Consider the following 16682-nt stretch of genomic DNA (forward strand, 5'->3'; position numbering starts at 1 on the left):
CGTAGTGATGAACGTCGATATAGCGAGAAGTCGCGTTCTGCGGCGCAAATAGCTAGACTGTACATTCATACAGTGTTCTTGTCAGGTCGTGGACCCCCGGAAACTGGTTTGCGCTGCGATCCGAATGCAAAATGCTTTTTACCTCGGCCACAGGTGGCTTTCGTTAGAATCTGTTTTCGATCCTTATAGTCGTCTAAAACCGGAGACAAACGTGCCAGGCTTACTTCCCGATGTCGACCGCGAGGGACTCCTCGAATATTCAGTCGTTTACACCGACCGATCCATCAATCATATGTCGCAGCTTTTCCAGGGCGTCATGCGCGATATTTCAGGTTCTCTGAAGAAGGTCTACAACGCGAAGTCGGCGGTGGTCGTGCCGGGCAGCGGGACTTTCGGCATGGAATCCGTGGCCCGGCAGTTCGCGACGAACAGGAAGTGTCTGGTCATCCGCAATGGCTGGTTCAGCTTTCGCTGGTCGCAGATTTTCGACATGGGCGGCATTCCGTCTGAAGCGATCGTGCTGAAGGCGCGCCCGGTCGAACAGGGGAGACAAGCTGCGTATGCGCCGCCGCCGATCGAAGAGGTGGTCGCCGCTATCAGGGAACACAAGCCGGATCTGGTGTTTGCGCCGCATGTCGAAACCGCATCGGGGATCATGCTGCCGGACGCTTACATACGCGCGGTGGCCGACGCGGTGCATGCCGTCGGCGGCATGTTCGTGCTGGATTGCATTGCCTCCGGCACGGTCTGGGTCGATATGCAGGCGAGCGGCGTCGACGTGCTGATCAGCGCGCCGCAAAAGGGATGGAGCGCGTCACCGTGCTGCGGGCTGGTCATGTTGAGCCCGCTCGCCCGCGAAAGAATCGACGCGACCACGAGCACCAGCTTCGCTTGCGATCTTCGCAAATGGCTGCAGATCATGGAAGCATACGAGAACGGCGGGTTCGCGTACCACGCAACGATGCCTACGGACGGTCTCGCTACATTGCGTGACGTCATGAAGGAGACCGAGGCATACGGCTTCGACAAAGTGAGAGCGGAGCAGCTTGAACTCGGCAAGCGCGTTCGCTCGCTCCTTGCGGACAAGGGTTTCAGGAGCGTGGCGGCCCAAGGTTTCGAGGCTCCAGGCGTCGTCGTCAGCTACACGGACGATGACGGGATTCGATCCGGCAAGAAGTTCGCCGATGCAGGGTTGCAGGTCGCGGCTGGCGTTCCGCTGCAATGCGACGAGCCTGAGGATTTCAAGACCTTCCGGATTGGCTTATTTGGCCTGGACAAACTGCACGACGTTGAGGGCGCGGTGGCGAGGCTCGCGAAGGCGGTGGGCACTATTGTTTAGTCTATCTACATGGTTTCAGGGGTAGGGGCTCGCGTATTTCCCGGAGGCGCGCGCCATTTTCCTTTTATCGGATCGTGTTCGATCTAGTTCGCGGATTTGCCGGCGAGGACGGGGCGCCAGATGAGCGGAGCGTGACTTGCCGCCGGCGCCGCGCTCGCTCCAATCAAACCGTGGTTGGCTCTTTCTCCGCGAGGCAGGATCGCATCGAAACTTGCGGCCACGACTCATCAGTCGAACTTGACCAGGTCCTTGAAGATCAGTTGACCCCAGCTATTTCCCCGCCCCTGAACAAGCAGTCCACCTTCCGAAAGGCCGCCGAGTTTGATCGGCGCGAAACCGAGATTTTCCGCAAGCGCACCAATCTCCTCCGCGGCGCCCTCGTCGTCGCTTGCCAGGAACACGACTCTCCTGCCGCCCTGTACGGCCGGATCCTGGCCAAGGACGGTGGCGCCCAAATGATTGAAGCCCTTGACCAGCCGGCCACCAGTGAACGCCCGCGCGACGACCTTTGAAGAAGGTTGTTCCCCCAGTTCCTCCGGGGGCACGCCGTAGGCATTGGTCACGTCGACGATAGTCTTCCCCTGCCAGGTGGGCAGCGCCTTGGCGACATCCTGGTGCGACTTGAAGCCGACAGCCAGAAAGACGATATCCGCCTTGACCGCTTCCGCCAGTTTTTTGGGAATGATCTCAGGTCCGATCGCGGCCGCAGCGGATGCGAAGCTTTCCGGGTTGCGAGTAGTTGCAACGGATACTTCGATGCCTTTTCGGGCAAACGCCCTGGCGAGCGCCTGGCCGATCTTGCCGAAGCCAATAATTGCGTAGCTCATAGATTTTCCTTTGGTGTGCGAGGCCCTACGGGCTCCGAATATCGAATGGAGTGACCGACGGGCGCAGCGCGTCAGAGTTGCGCCAGGCCGCCGTCGACGGCAACCTCGCTGGCGGTCATGAAACTGCTGTCCGGCGACGCGAGAAAGGCGGCCGCCGCTGCGATCTCTGCCGGATCGGCCATGCGCTGAAGCGGAGTCATCGAGGCGAAGACCTTCTGGCCTTCCTCGCCTAGCGCTTCCTTCGCGAGTTCGGTCGCCGTCGCGCCGGGTGACAGCACGTTGACCCGGATACCGGTGCCCTTCAACTCCTCCGCCCAGGTCCGTGCGAGGTTGCGCACCGCCGCCTTGCTCGCGCTGTAGGCGCTCATTGCCGGGGCGCCCGTGGTGCCGGCGCTCGATCCGGTCAGGATGATCGAACCACCCTTGCCCATCAGCGGCAGCGCCTTCTGTACCGTGAAGATCGTCCCCTTTACGTTGGTGTCGAAAGTTTCGTCGATGTGCTCGGCGGTGATCTTGCCCAGCGCCAGTTGGCCTCCGGTCCCGGCGTTGGCGAAAACGATGTCGAGGGCTCCGCGCTCGGCCTTCACCGCCGCGTAGAGTCGGTCGAGGTCGGCCGGATCGGAGACCGAGCCCTTCACCGCGCGGGCATTGGGCCCGAGGTCGGCTACTGCGGTGTCGAGCGCTTTCTGCCGCCGGCCGAAGATGAAGACGAAGGCGCCTTCCTCGATGAACCGCTTTGCTGCGGCCCGGCCGATGCCGGTAGCGCCACCGGTGATCACGGCGGTCTTTCCATTCAGTCTGGTCATGTCACGCATCCTTCGAAACAAAAGCGAGAGAAACGATTCTGGACCTATTGATCCATGAGGCCAATTGACTGAATATCTATGGATACCATCTACTTTTTAGATATCTATGCTCGACAACGTCACCATCAATCAACTTCGGGCCTTCGTTGCCGTGTGTGACCAGGGAAGCTTTTCCGGGGCGGCACGGGAGCTGAGGCGTGCACAGTCGGCGATCAGTCACGCGATCAACGCGCTCGAGAGTGCCTTCGATGTGTTGCTGTTCGAACGCAACGCCCGCAAAGCCACGCTTACAGCAGCGGGCCGTAGCCTCCTGCCTGATGCTCGCGGGGTGATCTCGCGCACCGAGGAAATGAAGATGCGCGCGGTTGCGATTGCTGAAGCCGGGGTGCCACAGGTCTCGATTGCAGTGGATACCTATTTTCCGCGCGCGCACCTGATTGAATGCCTGCGCAGGCTGCAAGCGGACTTTCCGACCGTTGCGATCAATCTGCGCATGACGACCATGCAAGGCGGCGAGCGCCTGGTTCTCGAAGGAACGTGCGCATTGGCGGTGACGATCACCGACGTGCCGGAGCTGAGCCCAGGTACCATAGAAAGGCAGCATTTATGTGAAGCGCAAATGGTGACCGTCTGTGCGCCATCGCATCCGCTGGCTGCAATCGGAGGGCCGATTCCGCGGGAGGAATTTGGCCGGCACATCCAGCTCGTCGTAACAGACAATCAGCCCGATGCGGAAAAGACCCAACAGGGGGTCGCCGGTGAACGCCAGTGGCTGGTGAATGACCTCGGCGCGAAGCACGATTTGCTCAAGGGCGGCTTATGCTGGGGGCACATGCCGCATCATGTGGTTGCGCAAGACCTCGCGAACGGAACACTTGTCGAACTCCAACGACGCGCATGGCACATGCGCGCCCTCACGTTCATGATCTCGCAGCGGCGCGGCTACGCGTTTTCCGAATGCGAGACGCGGCTGGTTGCGCTTCTTGGCAATCGTCAACGCTTTGCGAAGGGGGCCGGCAAGCGCTCGGTCTCACGCGCAGGCAGAACTGCGTGAAGGCCGCTATGCGTGCCACTTGAGTGATCTGCGACGCGTTCGATGACCTGGTGCAGCTATGCAAAACATTGACGCAGGTTCTTCTCGCCGTTACCGAGTCCCCGCTACACAACGTAAAGCCAGGCGAGCAATGTGAAGACTGAAAAGAGCGTGGTCATCGAGATCACTGCACCCACTACGTTCTTTTCGACGTCGTATTCGACCGCCAGCACGTACGCACTCTTGGCCGTGGGCACGGCAGCACACACGACGGCGGCAACGGTCGCGGTCCGGTCGAGGCCAGCCGCAAGGCAAAGCCCATAGACCACGAGCGGCATGATGGCAAGCTTGAGCGACGTGAGCAACGCATAGAGACCCAGCCGCTCGCGCAGTTCGGCGATTGTCAGATCGAGTCCAATCGCGAATAGCGCGCATGGCGTCAACGCTTCACCGAGAATGGTGAGAAACGACACGACGGGTCCGTACAGCTTCAAACCGAGGATCGACCAAAGCAATCCGAAAATCGTCGCGACGATGACGGGATTGGTGGCGATCTGCCGCAACAGCGCAGCCGTCCGTATGTTGCGCGATGTATCGTAGCGGCCGATCTCGAGCAGCAGAACCAGTATCGGAAACATGACGGCGCCGACAAATACGGTCGCAATCGCCGCCGCGAGCACGCCCGCCTGGCCGAAAAGCGTCTTCAATATAGGCAGCGCGACGAATCCGGTGTTCGTCATCGACACGGCTGCAGCCAGTATTCCGCTCTTCCCGATGCCTGCGCCCCACGCGATTCGCGCGAACATCATGACCGCCACGAAGCAGATCATGGCGCCGCCGCCGAACGCGGCAAGAAAGCGCCAGTCAAGGAGCGAGTGAAGCGCCTCGTCAGCGATCGTCAGGAAGACCAGGGAAGGCATCGCCACGTAGTAGGCGAAGCGCATCAGCGGCGCGGCGAGCGCGCGCGGCATGTAGCCGGAGGCGCCGGCAGCCCACCCAGTCAGAATGATGGCGAAAATCGGAAGTATGGTGCCGGCGAGATGCATCGTGACCTCCCGTAGCGATGGGACTTGAGCACATCAACGCTCGTCCCTGACTGGCCGTCATTATCGGAGAAAACGTGGTGCAACGCGCATCGGTCGACACACTTCAGCGCGGCACGAGCGCGGGCCGCGTCCGCATTTTTTCTATTGCGCCGTTTGCTGGCGCTGGTATTCGTTCTTTTTCATCTGCAGATACTCTTGCCGGCTCACCTCGTGCAATTGGCGCGGGTACTGCTCTGTCGCATCGAACCATGTGGCAAAGCGTTGATCGACGCGTTTGTCGGCAGGCAGGGAAAGCGAACCCAGGTACGCGTCGATGGCAAGGTAATAACGCATCGTATTGCGCTCGACGAGGCCGCGCACACCGCCCACGTAATCGCCATTCGACGCCTGCGTAAAGCCCACTTTCGCGCTGCCTATGGTCGCGAGATAGGTCTTCATTGCGATGCGGCCGGCCATGCCGAATCCGTACGAATACGTGAGATGCAGGAACGTGCGTCCTTTGCCGATATCGACGGCTTCCAGCACGATGCGGTAGTCCTTCGTGCTGAGCGGCCCTTCCGCGGCGCTCAGATCGACCTGGAAGTAGTCGGGGCTCGTCGCAACTGAACGGTAGTCGAGCTGCACACGTGAGGTATCACTGAGTTCCTGTTCCGTCTTCTTGCCGACGTTCATGCTGATGGTCGCGCCAGTGCTGCCAGAAGTGGCATGACAGTACTTCGTGTTCAGATGCAGGATGAGTACGTCGCACCAGGTCGCGGGGCCTCGTTGCGGATCGTTGAATGCGCTGTTGACGGTCGCGAACGGATAATCGACGACGGCGTAGATATCGCCCTTCAACGCGTTCTGCGTTTCCTGCGAGTCGAGATGGATCGGGCGATGAAACACATTCGACTTCAGCTGCGGCGCTAGCGTGTCGTACTCGCCTTTGAGCGCCGCAGCATTGTCGTCGGCCCATGTGAGCCCGCCGGGCCAGAGACCCGATAGCGTGAGCGCAACGAGTGCGAGCCGTTTGATGATTCGCGTGATCCGTTGGATGTTCATAAAAACACGCTCCTGCTGGTTGGATAAATTTCGCGCTCCGGGCAGCGCAGCCGCTCATTGCCGCAGTGCGACCTCTCGTATGAATGTTACAGCCGAAGCGGAATTTACAGTCGTTTCGGTCCGCAGTCTGCCGGGCACGCAGAAGCGATAACTTGCGCTGCATGCCTGAAGGCCACGGGCCAGTCCTATTTCTTTTTCGCAGACGTTGTTTTGCGCACGTGCGCCGCCGTATCCGCGAACAGATCGATTACTACCCCGCGCAGCCAGCGATTCCCTTCGTCCTGCTGGACCCGTGCGTGCCAAAGCAGATGAATCGGCGCGGCGGGCAGCGCCACGGGCAACGCGCGCAGGCCGAGCGAAAACGGCTCGGCCAGTTGCAGCGCAAGTCGCTCCGGCACCGTGGCGATCAGATCCGTGCGTTGCAGGATATAGCCCACGCTCATGAAATGCGGCACCGTCAGTCGAACCTGGCGCCGCACGCCGCGCCGTTTCAGCCAGTCGTCTACCTGCCCATGCCCGGTCCCTGCCGACACCACGACGAGATGTTCAGCGTCGCGCCAGGCAGTGAGCGTCAGCGGCGCGTCCTCGAGCGGGTGGCCTCGCCGGAATACGCAAACATAGGGTTGATCGAACAGGCGGCGCTGATAAAAGCCGCCCTGCAGTTGTGGCAGCAAGCCGATGGCGAGATCGACCCGGCCGTCCGCCATCTCGTCGCGCAGATTGACGCTGGTGTTGCGGACCGTGTTAAGCGCGATGCCCGGTGCTGCGTGCGAGAGACGTTCGACCAGCGCGGGCAGGAATACGACTTCGCCGATATCGGTCATTCCGATCGTCATGGTGCGCGTGGCGACTAGCGGATCGAAACCGCTTTCGGGGTTGAGCGCAGCGTGAAGCGTCGCGAGCGCCTGCGAGACGGGTTCGGCCAGACGCAGCGCGAACGGCGTGGGTATGACACCGCCTGGCCCGCGCACGAACAACGGATCGCCGAGCCGGCGGCGCAGCTTCGCGAGTGCATTGCTGACGCCGGGTTGGCTCATGTTCATCTGCGCGGCGACGCTCGACACGCGCCGCTCCTGCATCAGCCGCTGAAAAAGCAGCAGCAGATTGAGGTCGAGATCGCTCAGTTCCATGGCTTCGACATGACGGATTCTCATTGCTTTGAGTGATGAAGCAGATTCCTGCCATTTTATTGCAGGATGAACGCCCCGTACTGAGAATACCTACATGGCGCACACATTCGATGCGACCTTGGCGCGCACCACGCCACCTCAGAGCGGTTGATCGAGATATTGGAGACACTTTCATGAAACAGATGGATCTGAAGATTGCCATCGTCGGCGCGGGTATCGGCGGCCTCACGCTTGCGCTCGCGCTGCGCGAACATGGAATCGATGTGCAGCTGTACGAGCAGACCGACGAACTGCGCGAGGTGGGAGCGGCCGTCGCGTTATCGGCCAATGCCACGCGCTTCTACGAACGCATGGGACTGCGCACGGCCTTCGACGCCGTGTGCGCCGAAATACCGGGCCTCATCTATCGCGATGGACGCAGCGGGGAAGTCATCGGACACCACCGCGGCGCGCCCAGCTATCGCGAGCAATTCGGCGGCTCGTACTGGGGTGTTCATCGCGCGGATCTGCAGGCCGTGTTGTCGAAGGCTGTCGGCCTCGATCGCATCAACTTGAGCCATCGGCTCGTCGATCTCGCACAGCAACCGGATCGCGTCAGCCTCACGTTCGACAACGGCCGGCGCATCGAGGCGGATCTGGTGATCGGTGCCGACGGAGCGCGCTCGATCACGCGGCGCTGGATGCTCGGTTACGACGACGTGCTGTATTCAGGCTGTTCAGGCTTTCGCGGCGTGGTGCCGGCCGGGCGCATGGACCTGCTGCCCGATCCCGAGACCATCCAGTTCTGGATCGGACTACAAGGCCATCTGCTGCATTATCCGATCGGCGACGAGGGCGATCAGAACTTCTTGCTTGTCGAGCGTCATCCATCGCCGTGGCCGTCGCGTGACTGGGTCATGTCAGCTAGCGAGGGCGAGCAACTGCGCCTGTTCAAGGACTGGCATCCGGCGGTAACGCAGATGATCACCGCGGTGCCGATCAGCCAGCGCTGGGGGCTTTTCCATCGTCCTCCGCTCGGCCGATGGAGCAAGGGCCGCGTGACCCTGATCGGCGACGCCGCGCATGCGCTCGTGCCACACCACGGTCAAGGCGCCAATCAGTCGATCGAGGATGCCGTCGTGCTGGCCGAACAACTCGCCAAGGCCGGCCCAGGCAATTGGCGCGAGGCGCAGGAAGCCTACGAGCGCCTGCGCCGGGGCCGCACGCGCAAGGTGCAGTACGCGTCGATTACCACTGCGGACGTGCTGCATCTGCCCGACGGGCCGGCTGCGCAGGCGCGCAACGCGCGCCTCGGCGCACGCGACAGTGTGCTAAATCATCTGGACTGGATCCACGGTTTCGACGCCCTCACAGAAGAGCCGAACGAACGTCAGGGTGGTACCTGGCTTTAACGCCACGATGCTTGCTTGCTCACCGACGGCGGCGCGAAGACTTTCTGCGCAGCGCGGGTGAGCGTAGGGTAAAAATGTGAACGCAGAAAAGCCCGCAACCGTGCCGTGAGGGTTGCGGGCTAACCAACTGCAGTTTGCAAACAGGTCCTCAGAACCGGTAGCTCACCCCGATCTGCAACACCGGATAGAGCTTGTAGCGCTCCACCTTGTCGCTGATCTTGCGCTCCTGCTCGTCGATGTTCGACTGCGGCGTGAACATCGAATAGATCGCCGGCACGTTGTAGCTGGCGCGCGGGCGTCCGTACGCCACGCCGAGATCGAACGTCATGCCGAACCCTTTCGAAACCGGCTTGTGACCGTAACCGATGCCCAGGTAAGGCATCACGCGCGGCAGCGTGACCGTCGCCGAGGGCGCGGCGCCGACGGCAGGCACGAAGTCGTCACCGATCTTATAGTTGCCTTGGGCGTTCGGCACGGCATGTGCGCTCAGTTCGTCGTCGTTGACTAGTGCGCCGGCTGTCACGCGAAAGCCACTGGAGCTGAACGGGAACAGATCGAGATACAGGCCGCCTTGCAGGAGTTTGAGATGGCCGTCGTACTGGTTGTCGTTGGCGTGGACCGAATGCGACAGGCCGAATCCCTCGATTTCCGCGTGCACGCCCGCCCATGAATTCAGCGGCAGCGCCGCTCCGACACCCGCGCCGAGCGTACCGCCATGCACATACACCTCCTGCGCCTGTGCGGCTCCCATCATCATCGTCGCTGCCATCGCGACCACAGCCGCATTTGTTACCTGTTTCACCGCACCATCTCCCGACAAGGATTGTTTCCGTGTGGCGACTGTACGGTTTAACCATGCGGTTCAAATGAACGAATAGCGGGCAGTTATGGCAGTTCCTCGCGCTCAAGTTTTATGGTTCGAAAAAAACGGAATTTATGACCTGTAATTCCTGCCGAACTGGCGATTCAATCGCAAGTGGTGCGCAGAATAGCCTTGTTTTAAAGGGCTATTCGGTGAATCGAACAGAATGCCGCGCCTGGATAATGACTCTCGCAGAAGACCCGTTCGCCACGCACACGGCACTCCAGAAATGGGTCATTCATCTGATAAAAGGAGCGCGTTGCGCTTTATTTTGCGTGTGTCGTGATGTGTGCGCGACCGGCTTTATGGATCTGGAGCAGTCATGGTTTTGTCTCAGGCGTCGCGATCGTTCGGCATCGCGGTCGTTGCAGCCGCAACGGCATTATTGAGCGCGTGCGGTGGTTCGGGCGGCAGTAGCGCCAGCACCGGCAGCAACGTGCTGAAGTTGTCTTCAGCGGTGCAAAGCGAGCATGTCGCGCGCTATGCCGGCGCGTTCGGCATGTTGTCGGGGCCGGGCGTCGCGGTGATCTATACCTCGGTGGTGCAGTCTCTGGTGACGGGTGTCACGGCCGGCACACCCAATAGCACGACCGCTTGCCCGGCCGGCGGTTCGATCAGCGTGGCGACACAGAGTGCGGGCGCGAGCGGCCTGCAAAGCGGCGAGACCGCGGCCGTCAGCTTCAATCAGTGCGTCGGCCAGGTAAAGGCGCCCGGCGTATCCGACAGCGCGTCGATTACCGGCACGGTGAGCGTGCAGATTCAGAGCTCGCAGGGCGTGGTCGGCAAGGCGTCGAACGACTGGTCTTACACCGCTGTTGAAACGGCCAACGCGTTGACGCTGGTTTCTGCGAACAGCACGACGGTGGTGAACGGCACGGTTAGCTTCACCATGAGCTACGACGCGAAGACGGGCGTCACCACCACCACCGCGAGCGCGCCGACCGTGACGCTCAGCCGCGCGCAGCCGGCGGGTTCGGGTAACATCAGCGGCACCATCACGATTACGTCGCTGAATTACTCACGCGTGCACGGCACGGATCCGGTTACAGACACGCTCACTACCAGCGGCAGCATCAGCGTGAACGTGGCCGATGCGGTGATCGCCTTCAACGTCGCGACGCCGGCACCGGTCACGATCAGCGGCGGGAATGTGCAGGCCGGGGTGATCCAGCTGTCGACGAGCGATACCGTCGAGACCATCACGCCGAAAGACGCATCAACGGTCGGCATCACGGTGACATCGAATGGGCTGACGGGGACTTACACGGAAAGCGTGGGCACGTTCCGCGCGTTGGTGAGCGGCTGAGCGAAGAAGCGCACTGACGTGGAGAGCAGGGGGCGGGTTGCGGCAACGTGACGGTCGAAGGACCGGTTGCCGCAACCGTGCGACGCATGCGCAAGAAACATGCGCGAAGACATGCGCGAAAAGTGCTTACTGCTTGATGCCTTCGGCCTGAATGTGCAGCGTGGTCTGCATCTTGAAGCCGTAGGTCTTGCCGAAGTCGACGCCGAAGTCGTCGCGATTGAACGTCGCGGTCGATTCCGTGCCGCACACTTCACGCTTGAGCATCGGGTTCATGATGCACTTGAACGATTCGATCTTCAGATTGACGGGCTTGGTGATGCCGTGCATGGTCAGCGTGCCGATCACTTCCACCGGTTTGTCGCCGTCGAAGCGGATCTGCGTGCCCTTGTAGGTCGCGGTGGGGTACTTGGCGGCGTCGAAGAACTTGTCCGTGACCAGTTCCGCGTCGAGCTTGTCGTTGCCGATATCCACCGAGCTCATGTCGATCGTCACGTCGACCGTGCCGGTCTTCGCCGCGCGATCCAGCACCACGGTGCCGCTGCTCTTCTTGAACTTGCCGCGCCAGATCGACAGGCCGCCGAAGTGGTCGGTTTCAAAGCTCGGGTAGGTGTGGGTCGGGTCGAGCTGATAGGTATCGGCTGCCATGGCGTTGAACGACAATGCGGCGGCCAGCGCGCCTGCGGCGAGCAGAAGTTGTTTCTTCAAGGTGTTCTCCAGGTTTCAGATAGTGCTGCGACGCTTCGTGTCGAATTATTTCTTCGAAGCGACGAGGTGAAATTTGATGACGACTTCGTCGGCGACTACCGACGTGTCTTTCCATTCGCCGGTGCCCACGTCGAATTGCGAGCGCTTGATCGGCAACGCGCCGTCGAAGGTCTGCGTGGCGCCCTGGCTGGCGATGGTGACGGGCACCACGACGGTTTGCGACTTGCCCTTGATGGTGAGCTTGCCGGTGATCTTGTACTGGTTGCCGCCCGCCGGCGCGATCGCGCTGGAGACGAAGGTCGCGGCGGGGAAGGTGGCGCTGTCGAACCACTCCTTGCCTTGAGCCTGCTTGTTGTAGTCGTCGGCGCCGAGGTCGTAGCTGCCGGTGTCGATCGACACGTTAGCGCTGCCGGCGGCCGGCTTGGCCGGATCGAAATTGAGTTGCGCCGAGAACTTCCTGAACTTGCCGTCGACGGGCACGTTCATCTGTTTCGTGGTGGCGATCACGCTGCTTTTGGTTGTGTCGATATCGGCATGCGCGAGACTTCCGCCGAAGAGCGAGAAAGCCGCGACGCCGGCGAGCGTGACGCGTTGAGCGGAGTGGTAAAGGTTAGTTTTCATGGTGGTACGCATCCTATCGAACCCGCGTGCGTTGATTGCGCACCGCTGGGAATTAGATTGCCAACAAGCCGTAGCCAATCGCCGGCTGTTACTTGAGGAATGGAATCATGCGGGCCAGCAATCCGTCGCGGTCGACGAATTGATGCTTGAGCGCCGCCGCCACGTGCATCGCCACCAGCGCGAGCAGCGTGTAATTGAGCAGGATGTGGACGGTGCGCAGGCTCGCCTTGAGCGCCTGATCCGGGCCGATGATGGTCGGCAGCGGCACGATGCCGAGATACACCACCTGAATGCCGGCGGCGGAACTATAGAAATAGCCGGACAGCGGAATCGCCAGCATCAGCACGTACAGCACGCCGTGCACCAAGTGCGCGGCGGCCTTCTGCCATGCGGGCGTGGCGCTGTCGAGCGCCGGCGCGCGGTGGGTGGCGCGCCACAGCACGCGGGCCACGGCGAGTGCGAACACGGTCACGCCGATCCACTTGTGCCAGGAGAAATACTTCAGCTTGGTGGGCGTGAAGCCGGGAATATCGGTCATGATCCAGCCGATATAGAAGCCGCAGATAATCAACGCCGCGATCAGCCAATGCAAGGCAATGGCGGCGCCATGGTAACGGTCTGAACGGACAGGGCTGGAATTCATGCTTTGACGTTCTTGGGTTAATTGGTATCGGGGTATGGCAGGTGAGTGCGAATGGTAGGGATGCCAATGAAAACTGAATAGCTGGGGAGAAGGGAACAGATTGTTGTAGCCGTGACGCTAATGTCGCTGGAATAAAACGGTGCAGCGGCTGTAATGGGCCGGGTGGTCGTCCGCTGTGTTAATTTGCCGGCTGAACCGCGAGGAGAGTTGAGACCGATGAACAGGCTTGAGAACAACAATATTGCGCTGGGCGCGGATTTTCTGCGGCACGAGATGACACCCGCGGCACCTGCCGCGGCCGGGGTGGAAGGCTACATGGAGCACGACGCGGCTGTCTACCGCACGTTGCTCGAATCGACCAAAGCGATTCCATGGAAGATCGACTGGGCGACCATGGAGTTCGCCTATATCGGCCCGCAGATCGAAGCCCTGCTGGGCTGGGCGCCGTCGAGCTGGAAAACCGTGCAGGACTGGGCCGCCCGCATGCATCCCGAGGACCGCGAGAAGGTGGTCGAATTCTGTGTCGCGCAATCGCAGGCGGGCACCGATCACGAAGCGGACTACCGCGCGTTGACGAGCCGGGGTGAATACGTGTGGCTGCGCGACGTGGTGCATGTGGTGCGCGACGCGCGCGGCAACGTGGAGTCGCTGGTCGGCTTCATGTTCGATATCAGCGAGCGCAAGAAGACCGAGGAGAAGCTGGCTGCGTTGCAACGCGAACTCGAGGCGCTGTCGTTCAAGGACAGCCTGACCGGCGTCGGCAATCGCCGCGCGTTCGACGCCAGCCTGGAGCGTGAATGGAGCGAGGCTTTGCGTCATGCGGCGCCGCTCTCGCTGGTCATGGTCGATATCGACTTCTTCAAGTCGTACAACGACTACTACGGCCACGTGCAGGGCGACGAATGCCTGCGGCGGGTGGCGGGCGTGCTAAGCAGCGCGGTGCGGCCGGGCGACTTTGTCGGCCGCTTCGGCGGGGAAGAGTTCGTGCTGATCCTGCCGAACACCGGCGCCGACGCCGCTCGCCAGGTAGCCGAACGCTGCCGCAACCGCATTGCGACCGAAGAGATCGCGCATGAGCGCTCGCCGTTCCGGCAGACGGTGACCGCCAGCTTCGGCGTCGGCACCACGATTCCGGCCGCGGTGGCCGATCCGGTGGCTTTCGTGAATCTGGTGGATACGCAGCTGTACCACGCGAAAGACAACGGCCGCGATTGCATTGCGGCGGTGAACCGCGTGCAATGAAGCGCGCGCACCGGCATGGCCACGGGCGCGCAACTTGCTATTTGAGCGCCTGCGGCCGCCGCCTCATCGGCAGGCTTGCCCGGCCAGGCCGAACATCGCGCTCGCGCGTCATCAACCATTCAGAGCTCGCCAAGTGAATTCCGTTTTTCTCTCCTGGGGTATCGCCGCCGCCGCCACGGCCGGCGTCATCACCCGGCCGTTCAAATGGCCCGAAGCCGTGTGGGCCGTGGCCGGCGCGCTGCTGCTGGTCTCGCTCGGGCTATTGCCGGTCGATCTGGCGCTCGAGGCGATCGGCAAGGGCACCGACGTCTATCTGTTCCTCTTCGGCATGATGCTGCTGTCGGAAGTGGGACGGCGTGAAGGTCTGTTCGACTGGGTCGCCGTGCTCGCGGTCAATCATGCCCAGGGATCGCCGCGCAAACTCTTCTTGCTGGTCTACCTGGTCGGCGTGGTGATCACCGCGTTTCTTTCGAACGACGCCACCGCCGTCGTCCTCACGCCGGCCGTGTTCGCCGCCGCCAAAAAGGCGAAGACGCATCCGCTGCCCTTGCTGTTCGTCTGCGCGTTCATCGCCAATGCGGCGAGCTTCGTGCTGCCGATCTCGAATCCCGCCAACATCGTGCTGTACGGCAATCACACGCCCGCGCTCGGCGCCTGGCTGATGCGCTTCACGCTGCCGTCGCTGCTGTCGATCGTCGCGACCTACGCGATGCTGCGCTGGAGCCAGCGCGACGCGCTCGCCGGCACCTGCGAGGCGAATCTCGATCCGGTCGAACTTTCGTCGAGCGGCCGCGTGGCGCTCGCGGGCATCGCGGTGACGGCCGCCGTGCTGCTGACAGTCTCCGCGTTCGATATTCCGCTCGGCATGCCGACCGCGATACTCGGCGCGCTGACCGCGCTGATCGTGCTGATTCTGGAGCGCAAATCGCCGCTGCCGATGATCCGCGAAATCTCGTGGAGCGTGCTGCCACTGGTCGCCGCGCTGTTCGTGCTGGTCGAAATGCTCGATCACACCGGTGTGATTACGGCGGCGGCGCAACTCACGCGGCGTGCCGCGCAGCAGCACGAACTGGCCACGGCGGGCTGGGCAGGCGCTGTCATCGCGATCGGCAGCAACCTGATGAACAACTTGCCGGCGGGTCTGATCGCCAGTTCGACCGTGATGCAGGCGCACAGTCCGGAGCGTGTGATCGATGCGCTGCTGATCGGCGTCGACCTCGGCCCGAATCTGTCCATCACCGGTTCGCTGGCGACGATCCTCTGGCTCAACGCGATTCGCCGCGAAGGCGAAGACGTGAGCTTCATGAAGTTTCTGAAGGTGGGCTCGCTGGTGATGGTGCCGGCGCTCGTGCTCGCGCTCGGCGCGCGGATTCTGACGGGTTGAGGGAGCGAATCTCGCAGCGAGGGCGGCGGCGGGTCCGGGCCGCCGCGTTGTCACCGCTTTACCACTGCGTTACCACTGCGTGCCGGTGGGACGCAGCCGCGGTTCGGCTAACGACGCATCGTCCCCTTCCGTCAGCGAGCGCAGTGTCGCCTCGAGCCGCGCGATGCGCGCGCGCTGTATCGGCATCAAGGTCGGTCTGGGCAAATTTCGCAGGCGACTGTGCCAGTAGGACAGCGGAATGCGATCGTTGGTGGAGATCATCCCGAACACTCGTTCGAGGTGGGCGATCTCCTTGTCGAGTTCCTGGTAGTTCATCTGATGTTTCCACAAAGGCTGGCGGCTTGCCCGAAATTTGCCCGGCAGGCCGCTCGCGAGTTCTATGGTTGGACGGACAGGTCCAGCGAACGGACATGCGCCAGGCCATCAACAGCATCGAGCATGCGATGTTCCACGTTCGCTGGAACGGAATCGCGCTGCGTTCGGCCTCTACGTTCGGCCTTTCTCTATAACCGCTATACCCACCGCTTTATTCCAGGGGCACATTCAGAGTTTTTCAGCACGGATTCGCGCTCCACATCGCGCCGCGGATAGTGCTCAGGACAAGGGGAATCCACCAGGCATTGCCGGCGGCCGCATGTCCTATGCTGATTCCACGGCCTAAGCCGTAGCTGGCACATCCGCCGGCGACACGCCGGGTGCGCCTAACGCGGCATCATCATGACGGGCTGGGCGTAGGTCACCGCGGGGGCGGGTACGACCGCGTAGTTGGTCGGCGCGGGAACGACGACGGTGGTGTACAGGGGAACGGGCTTCGGCGCCGTCACGACGGCCGCGACCGGAACCGCCACGGGCAGCGGCACCGGCGGGGGCGCCACCACGTACACGGGATTGACCGGCACGGAGTAGTAGACCGGGCGCGGCGGCGGGGCGTAGACCACGGCGGCGGGCAGATAGACGACCACGCGAGCGGACGCCGTCGACGAACAGACGAGGCCGATGGCGGTGACAGTGGAGGCGCAGACGAGACGGATGGTCAATTGGTACTCCTGATGCGTTGAGCAGTGCGAGGCGTCTTCAGGTGAAGAGGCGGGCCGGCTGATACGGGTCACGTGGTCACTCAGCCGTTGCGGCGAGGCGCTGTCGGCGCCGGCAGACGAAAGATACGCAAAGCGCCGTCAAAACGGCATTGCAAACTCATTTCATTCCATGTCACGCAGCGGCGGGGTTTTGGCATGAGAGCGGGTGCAGGGCGTGCCTGCTGCATTGCGGCATGGCTGTGTGGCGGTACTCGTGGTGGCTCACGGCG

17 protein-coding genes are annotated in these 16682 nt (G+C 62.0%); 6 read left to right on the plus strand and 11 right to left on the minus strand.

What is annotated here, in order from left to right:
• Window positions 1-211 precede the first annotated feature (211 nt).
• Window positions 212-1339 (plus strand): aminotransferase class V-fold PLP-dependent enzyme, encoded by a 1128-nt coding sequence (locus ACFSNN_RS36350; RefSeq protein ID WP_134463744.1) that lies wholly within the window; start codon window positions 212-214, stop codon window positions 1337-1339.
• A 227-nt stretch (window positions 1340-1566) separates the two neighbouring features.
• Here the strand turns inward: ACFSNN_RS36350 and ACFSNN_RS36355 are convergent, their stop codons facing one another.
• Both ACFSNN_RS36355 and ACFSNN_RS36360 read right to left on the minus strand, forming a co-directional pair.
• Complete coding sequence (locus ACFSNN_RS36355) at window positions 1567-2166, minus strand: NADPH-dependent F420 reductase (protein WP_134463746.1); 600 nt, start codon at window positions 2164-2166, stop codon at window positions 1567-1569.
• Window positions 2167-2237: 71 nt separating this feature from the next.
• Window positions 2238-2972 carry an SDR family NAD(P)-dependent oxidoreductase gene (locus ACFSNN_RS36360; protein ID WP_134463748.1) on the minus strand — a complete coding sequence of 245 codons (735 nt, stop codon included), beginning with the start codon at window positions 2970-2972 and terminating at the stop codon, window positions 2238-2240.
• 106 nt (window positions 2973-3078) lie between these two features.
• Here ACFSNN_RS36360 and ACFSNN_RS36365 point away from each other — a divergent pair, with 106 nt between their 5' ends.
• Complete coding sequence (locus ACFSNN_RS36365) at window positions 3079-4026, plus strand: LysR family transcriptional regulator (protein WP_134463750.1); 948 nt, start codon at window positions 3079-3081, stop codon at window positions 4024-4026.
• A gap of 104 nt (window positions 4027-4130) precedes the next feature.
• On the opposite strand, the gene ACFSNN_RS36370 is transcribed toward ACFSNN_RS36365, so the two are convergent.
• The 3 genes from ACFSNN_RS36370 to ACFSNN_RS36380 all read right to left on the minus strand — a co-directional run bounded on the left by ACFSNN_RS36370 (window position 4131) and on the right by ACFSNN_RS36380 (window position 7222).
• Window positions 4131-5051, minus strand: coding sequence for an AEC family transporter (locus ACFSNN_RS36370; RefSeq protein ID WP_134463752.1), 921 nt, complete (start codon window positions 5049-5051; stop codon window positions 4131-4133).
• Between the two features lie 141 nt (window positions 5052-5192).
• Window positions 5193-6092, minus strand: coding sequence for a hypothetical protein (locus ACFSNN_RS36375; protein WP_134463754.1), 900 nt, complete (start codon window positions 6090-6092; stop codon window positions 5193-5195).
• Between the two features lie 185 nt (window positions 6093-6277).
• Window positions 6278-7222 (minus strand): LysR family transcriptional regulator, encoded by a 945-nt coding sequence (locus tag ACFSNN_RS36380; RefSeq protein ID WP_134465594.1) that lies wholly within the window; start codon window positions 7220-7222, stop codon window positions 6278-6280.
• 173 nt (window positions 7223-7395) lie between these two features.
• Here ACFSNN_RS36380 and ACFSNN_RS36385 point away from each other — a divergent pair, with 173 nt between their 5' ends.
• Entirely contained in the window at window positions 7396-8613 is a 1218-nt protein-coding gene (locus ACFSNN_RS36385; RefSeq protein WP_134463756.1) for an FAD-dependent monooxygenase, read from the plus strand.
• A 148-nt stretch (window positions 8614-8761) separates the two neighbouring features.
• Here ACFSNN_RS36385 and ACFSNN_RS36390 read toward each other — a convergent pair whose 3' ends face one another.
• Window positions 8762-9382 (minus strand): hypothetical protein, encoded by a 621-nt coding sequence (locus ACFSNN_RS36390; protein ID WP_134465595.1) that lies wholly within the window; start codon window positions 9380-9382, stop codon window positions 8762-8764.
• 415 nt (window positions 9383-9797) lie between these two features.
• Between ACFSNN_RS36390 and ACFSNN_RS36395 the strand changes: the two genes are divergently transcribed.
• Window positions 9798-10781, plus strand: coding sequence for a hypothetical protein (locus tag ACFSNN_RS36395; RefSeq protein WP_134463758.1), 984 nt, complete (start codon window positions 9798-9800; stop codon window positions 10779-10781).
• 126 nt (window positions 10782-10907) lie between these two features.
• Here the strand turns inward: ACFSNN_RS36395 and ACFSNN_RS36400 are convergent, their stop codons facing one another.
• From ACFSNN_RS36400 to ACFSNN_RS36410, 3 genes are all read right to left on the minus strand, one after another.
• Window positions 10908-11486, minus strand: a complete 579-nt coding sequence (locus tag ACFSNN_RS36400) for a YceI family protein (protein ID WP_106304667.1) — start codon at window positions 11484-11486, stop codon at window positions 10908-10910.
• Window positions 11487-11531: 45 nt separating this feature from the next.
• Window positions 11532-12107 (minus strand): YceI family protein, encoded by a 576-nt coding sequence (locus ACFSNN_RS36405; protein ID WP_134463760.1) that lies wholly within the window; start codon window positions 12105-12107, stop codon window positions 11532-11534.
• Window positions 12108-12195: 88 nt separating this feature from the next.
• Window positions 12196-12750, minus strand: coding sequence for a cytochrome b (locus tag ACFSNN_RS36410; RefSeq protein WP_012427703.1), 555 nt, complete (start codon window positions 12748-12750; stop codon window positions 12196-12198).
• A 216-nt stretch (window positions 12751-12966) separates the two neighbouring features.
• Here ACFSNN_RS36410 and ACFSNN_RS36415 point away from each other — a divergent pair, with 216 nt between their 5' ends.
• Window positions 12967-13992: a GGDEF domain-containing protein gene (locus ACFSNN_RS36415; RefSeq protein WP_134463762.1), complete on the plus strand. Its 1026-nt coding sequence runs from the start codon at window positions 12967-12969 to the stop codon at window positions 13990-13992.
• 133 nt (window positions 13993-14125) lie between these two features.
• Window positions 14126-15376 carry an arsenic transporter gene (locus tag ACFSNN_RS36420; protein ID WP_134463764.1) on the plus strand — a complete coding sequence of 417 codons (1251 nt, stop codon included), beginning with the start codon at window positions 14126-14128 and terminating at the stop codon, window positions 15374-15376.
• Between the two features lie 69 nt (window positions 15377-15445).
• Here ACFSNN_RS36420 and ACFSNN_RS36425 read toward each other — a convergent pair whose 3' ends face one another.
• Both ACFSNN_RS36425 and ACFSNN_RS36430 read right to left on the minus strand, forming a co-directional pair.
• Window positions 15446-15691 (minus strand): hypothetical protein, encoded by a 246-nt coding sequence (locus tag ACFSNN_RS36425; protein ID WP_134463766.1) that lies wholly within the window; start codon window positions 15689-15691, stop codon window positions 15446-15448.
• Window positions 15692-16077: 386 nt separating this feature from the next.
• A complete protein-coding gene (locus ACFSNN_RS36430; RefSeq protein ID WP_134463768.1) occupies window positions 16078-16413 on the minus strand; it encodes a hypothetical protein in 336 nt (111 codons plus the stop codon).
• Window positions 16414-16682 lie beyond the last annotated feature (269 nt).

Origin of the sequence: Paraburkholderia dipogonis, assembly GCF_042680985.1 — a bacterium.
Taxonomy (GTDB): domain Bacteria; phylum Pseudomonadota; class Gammaproteobacteria; order Burkholderiales; family Burkholderiaceae; genus Paraburkholderia; species Paraburkholderia phytofirmans.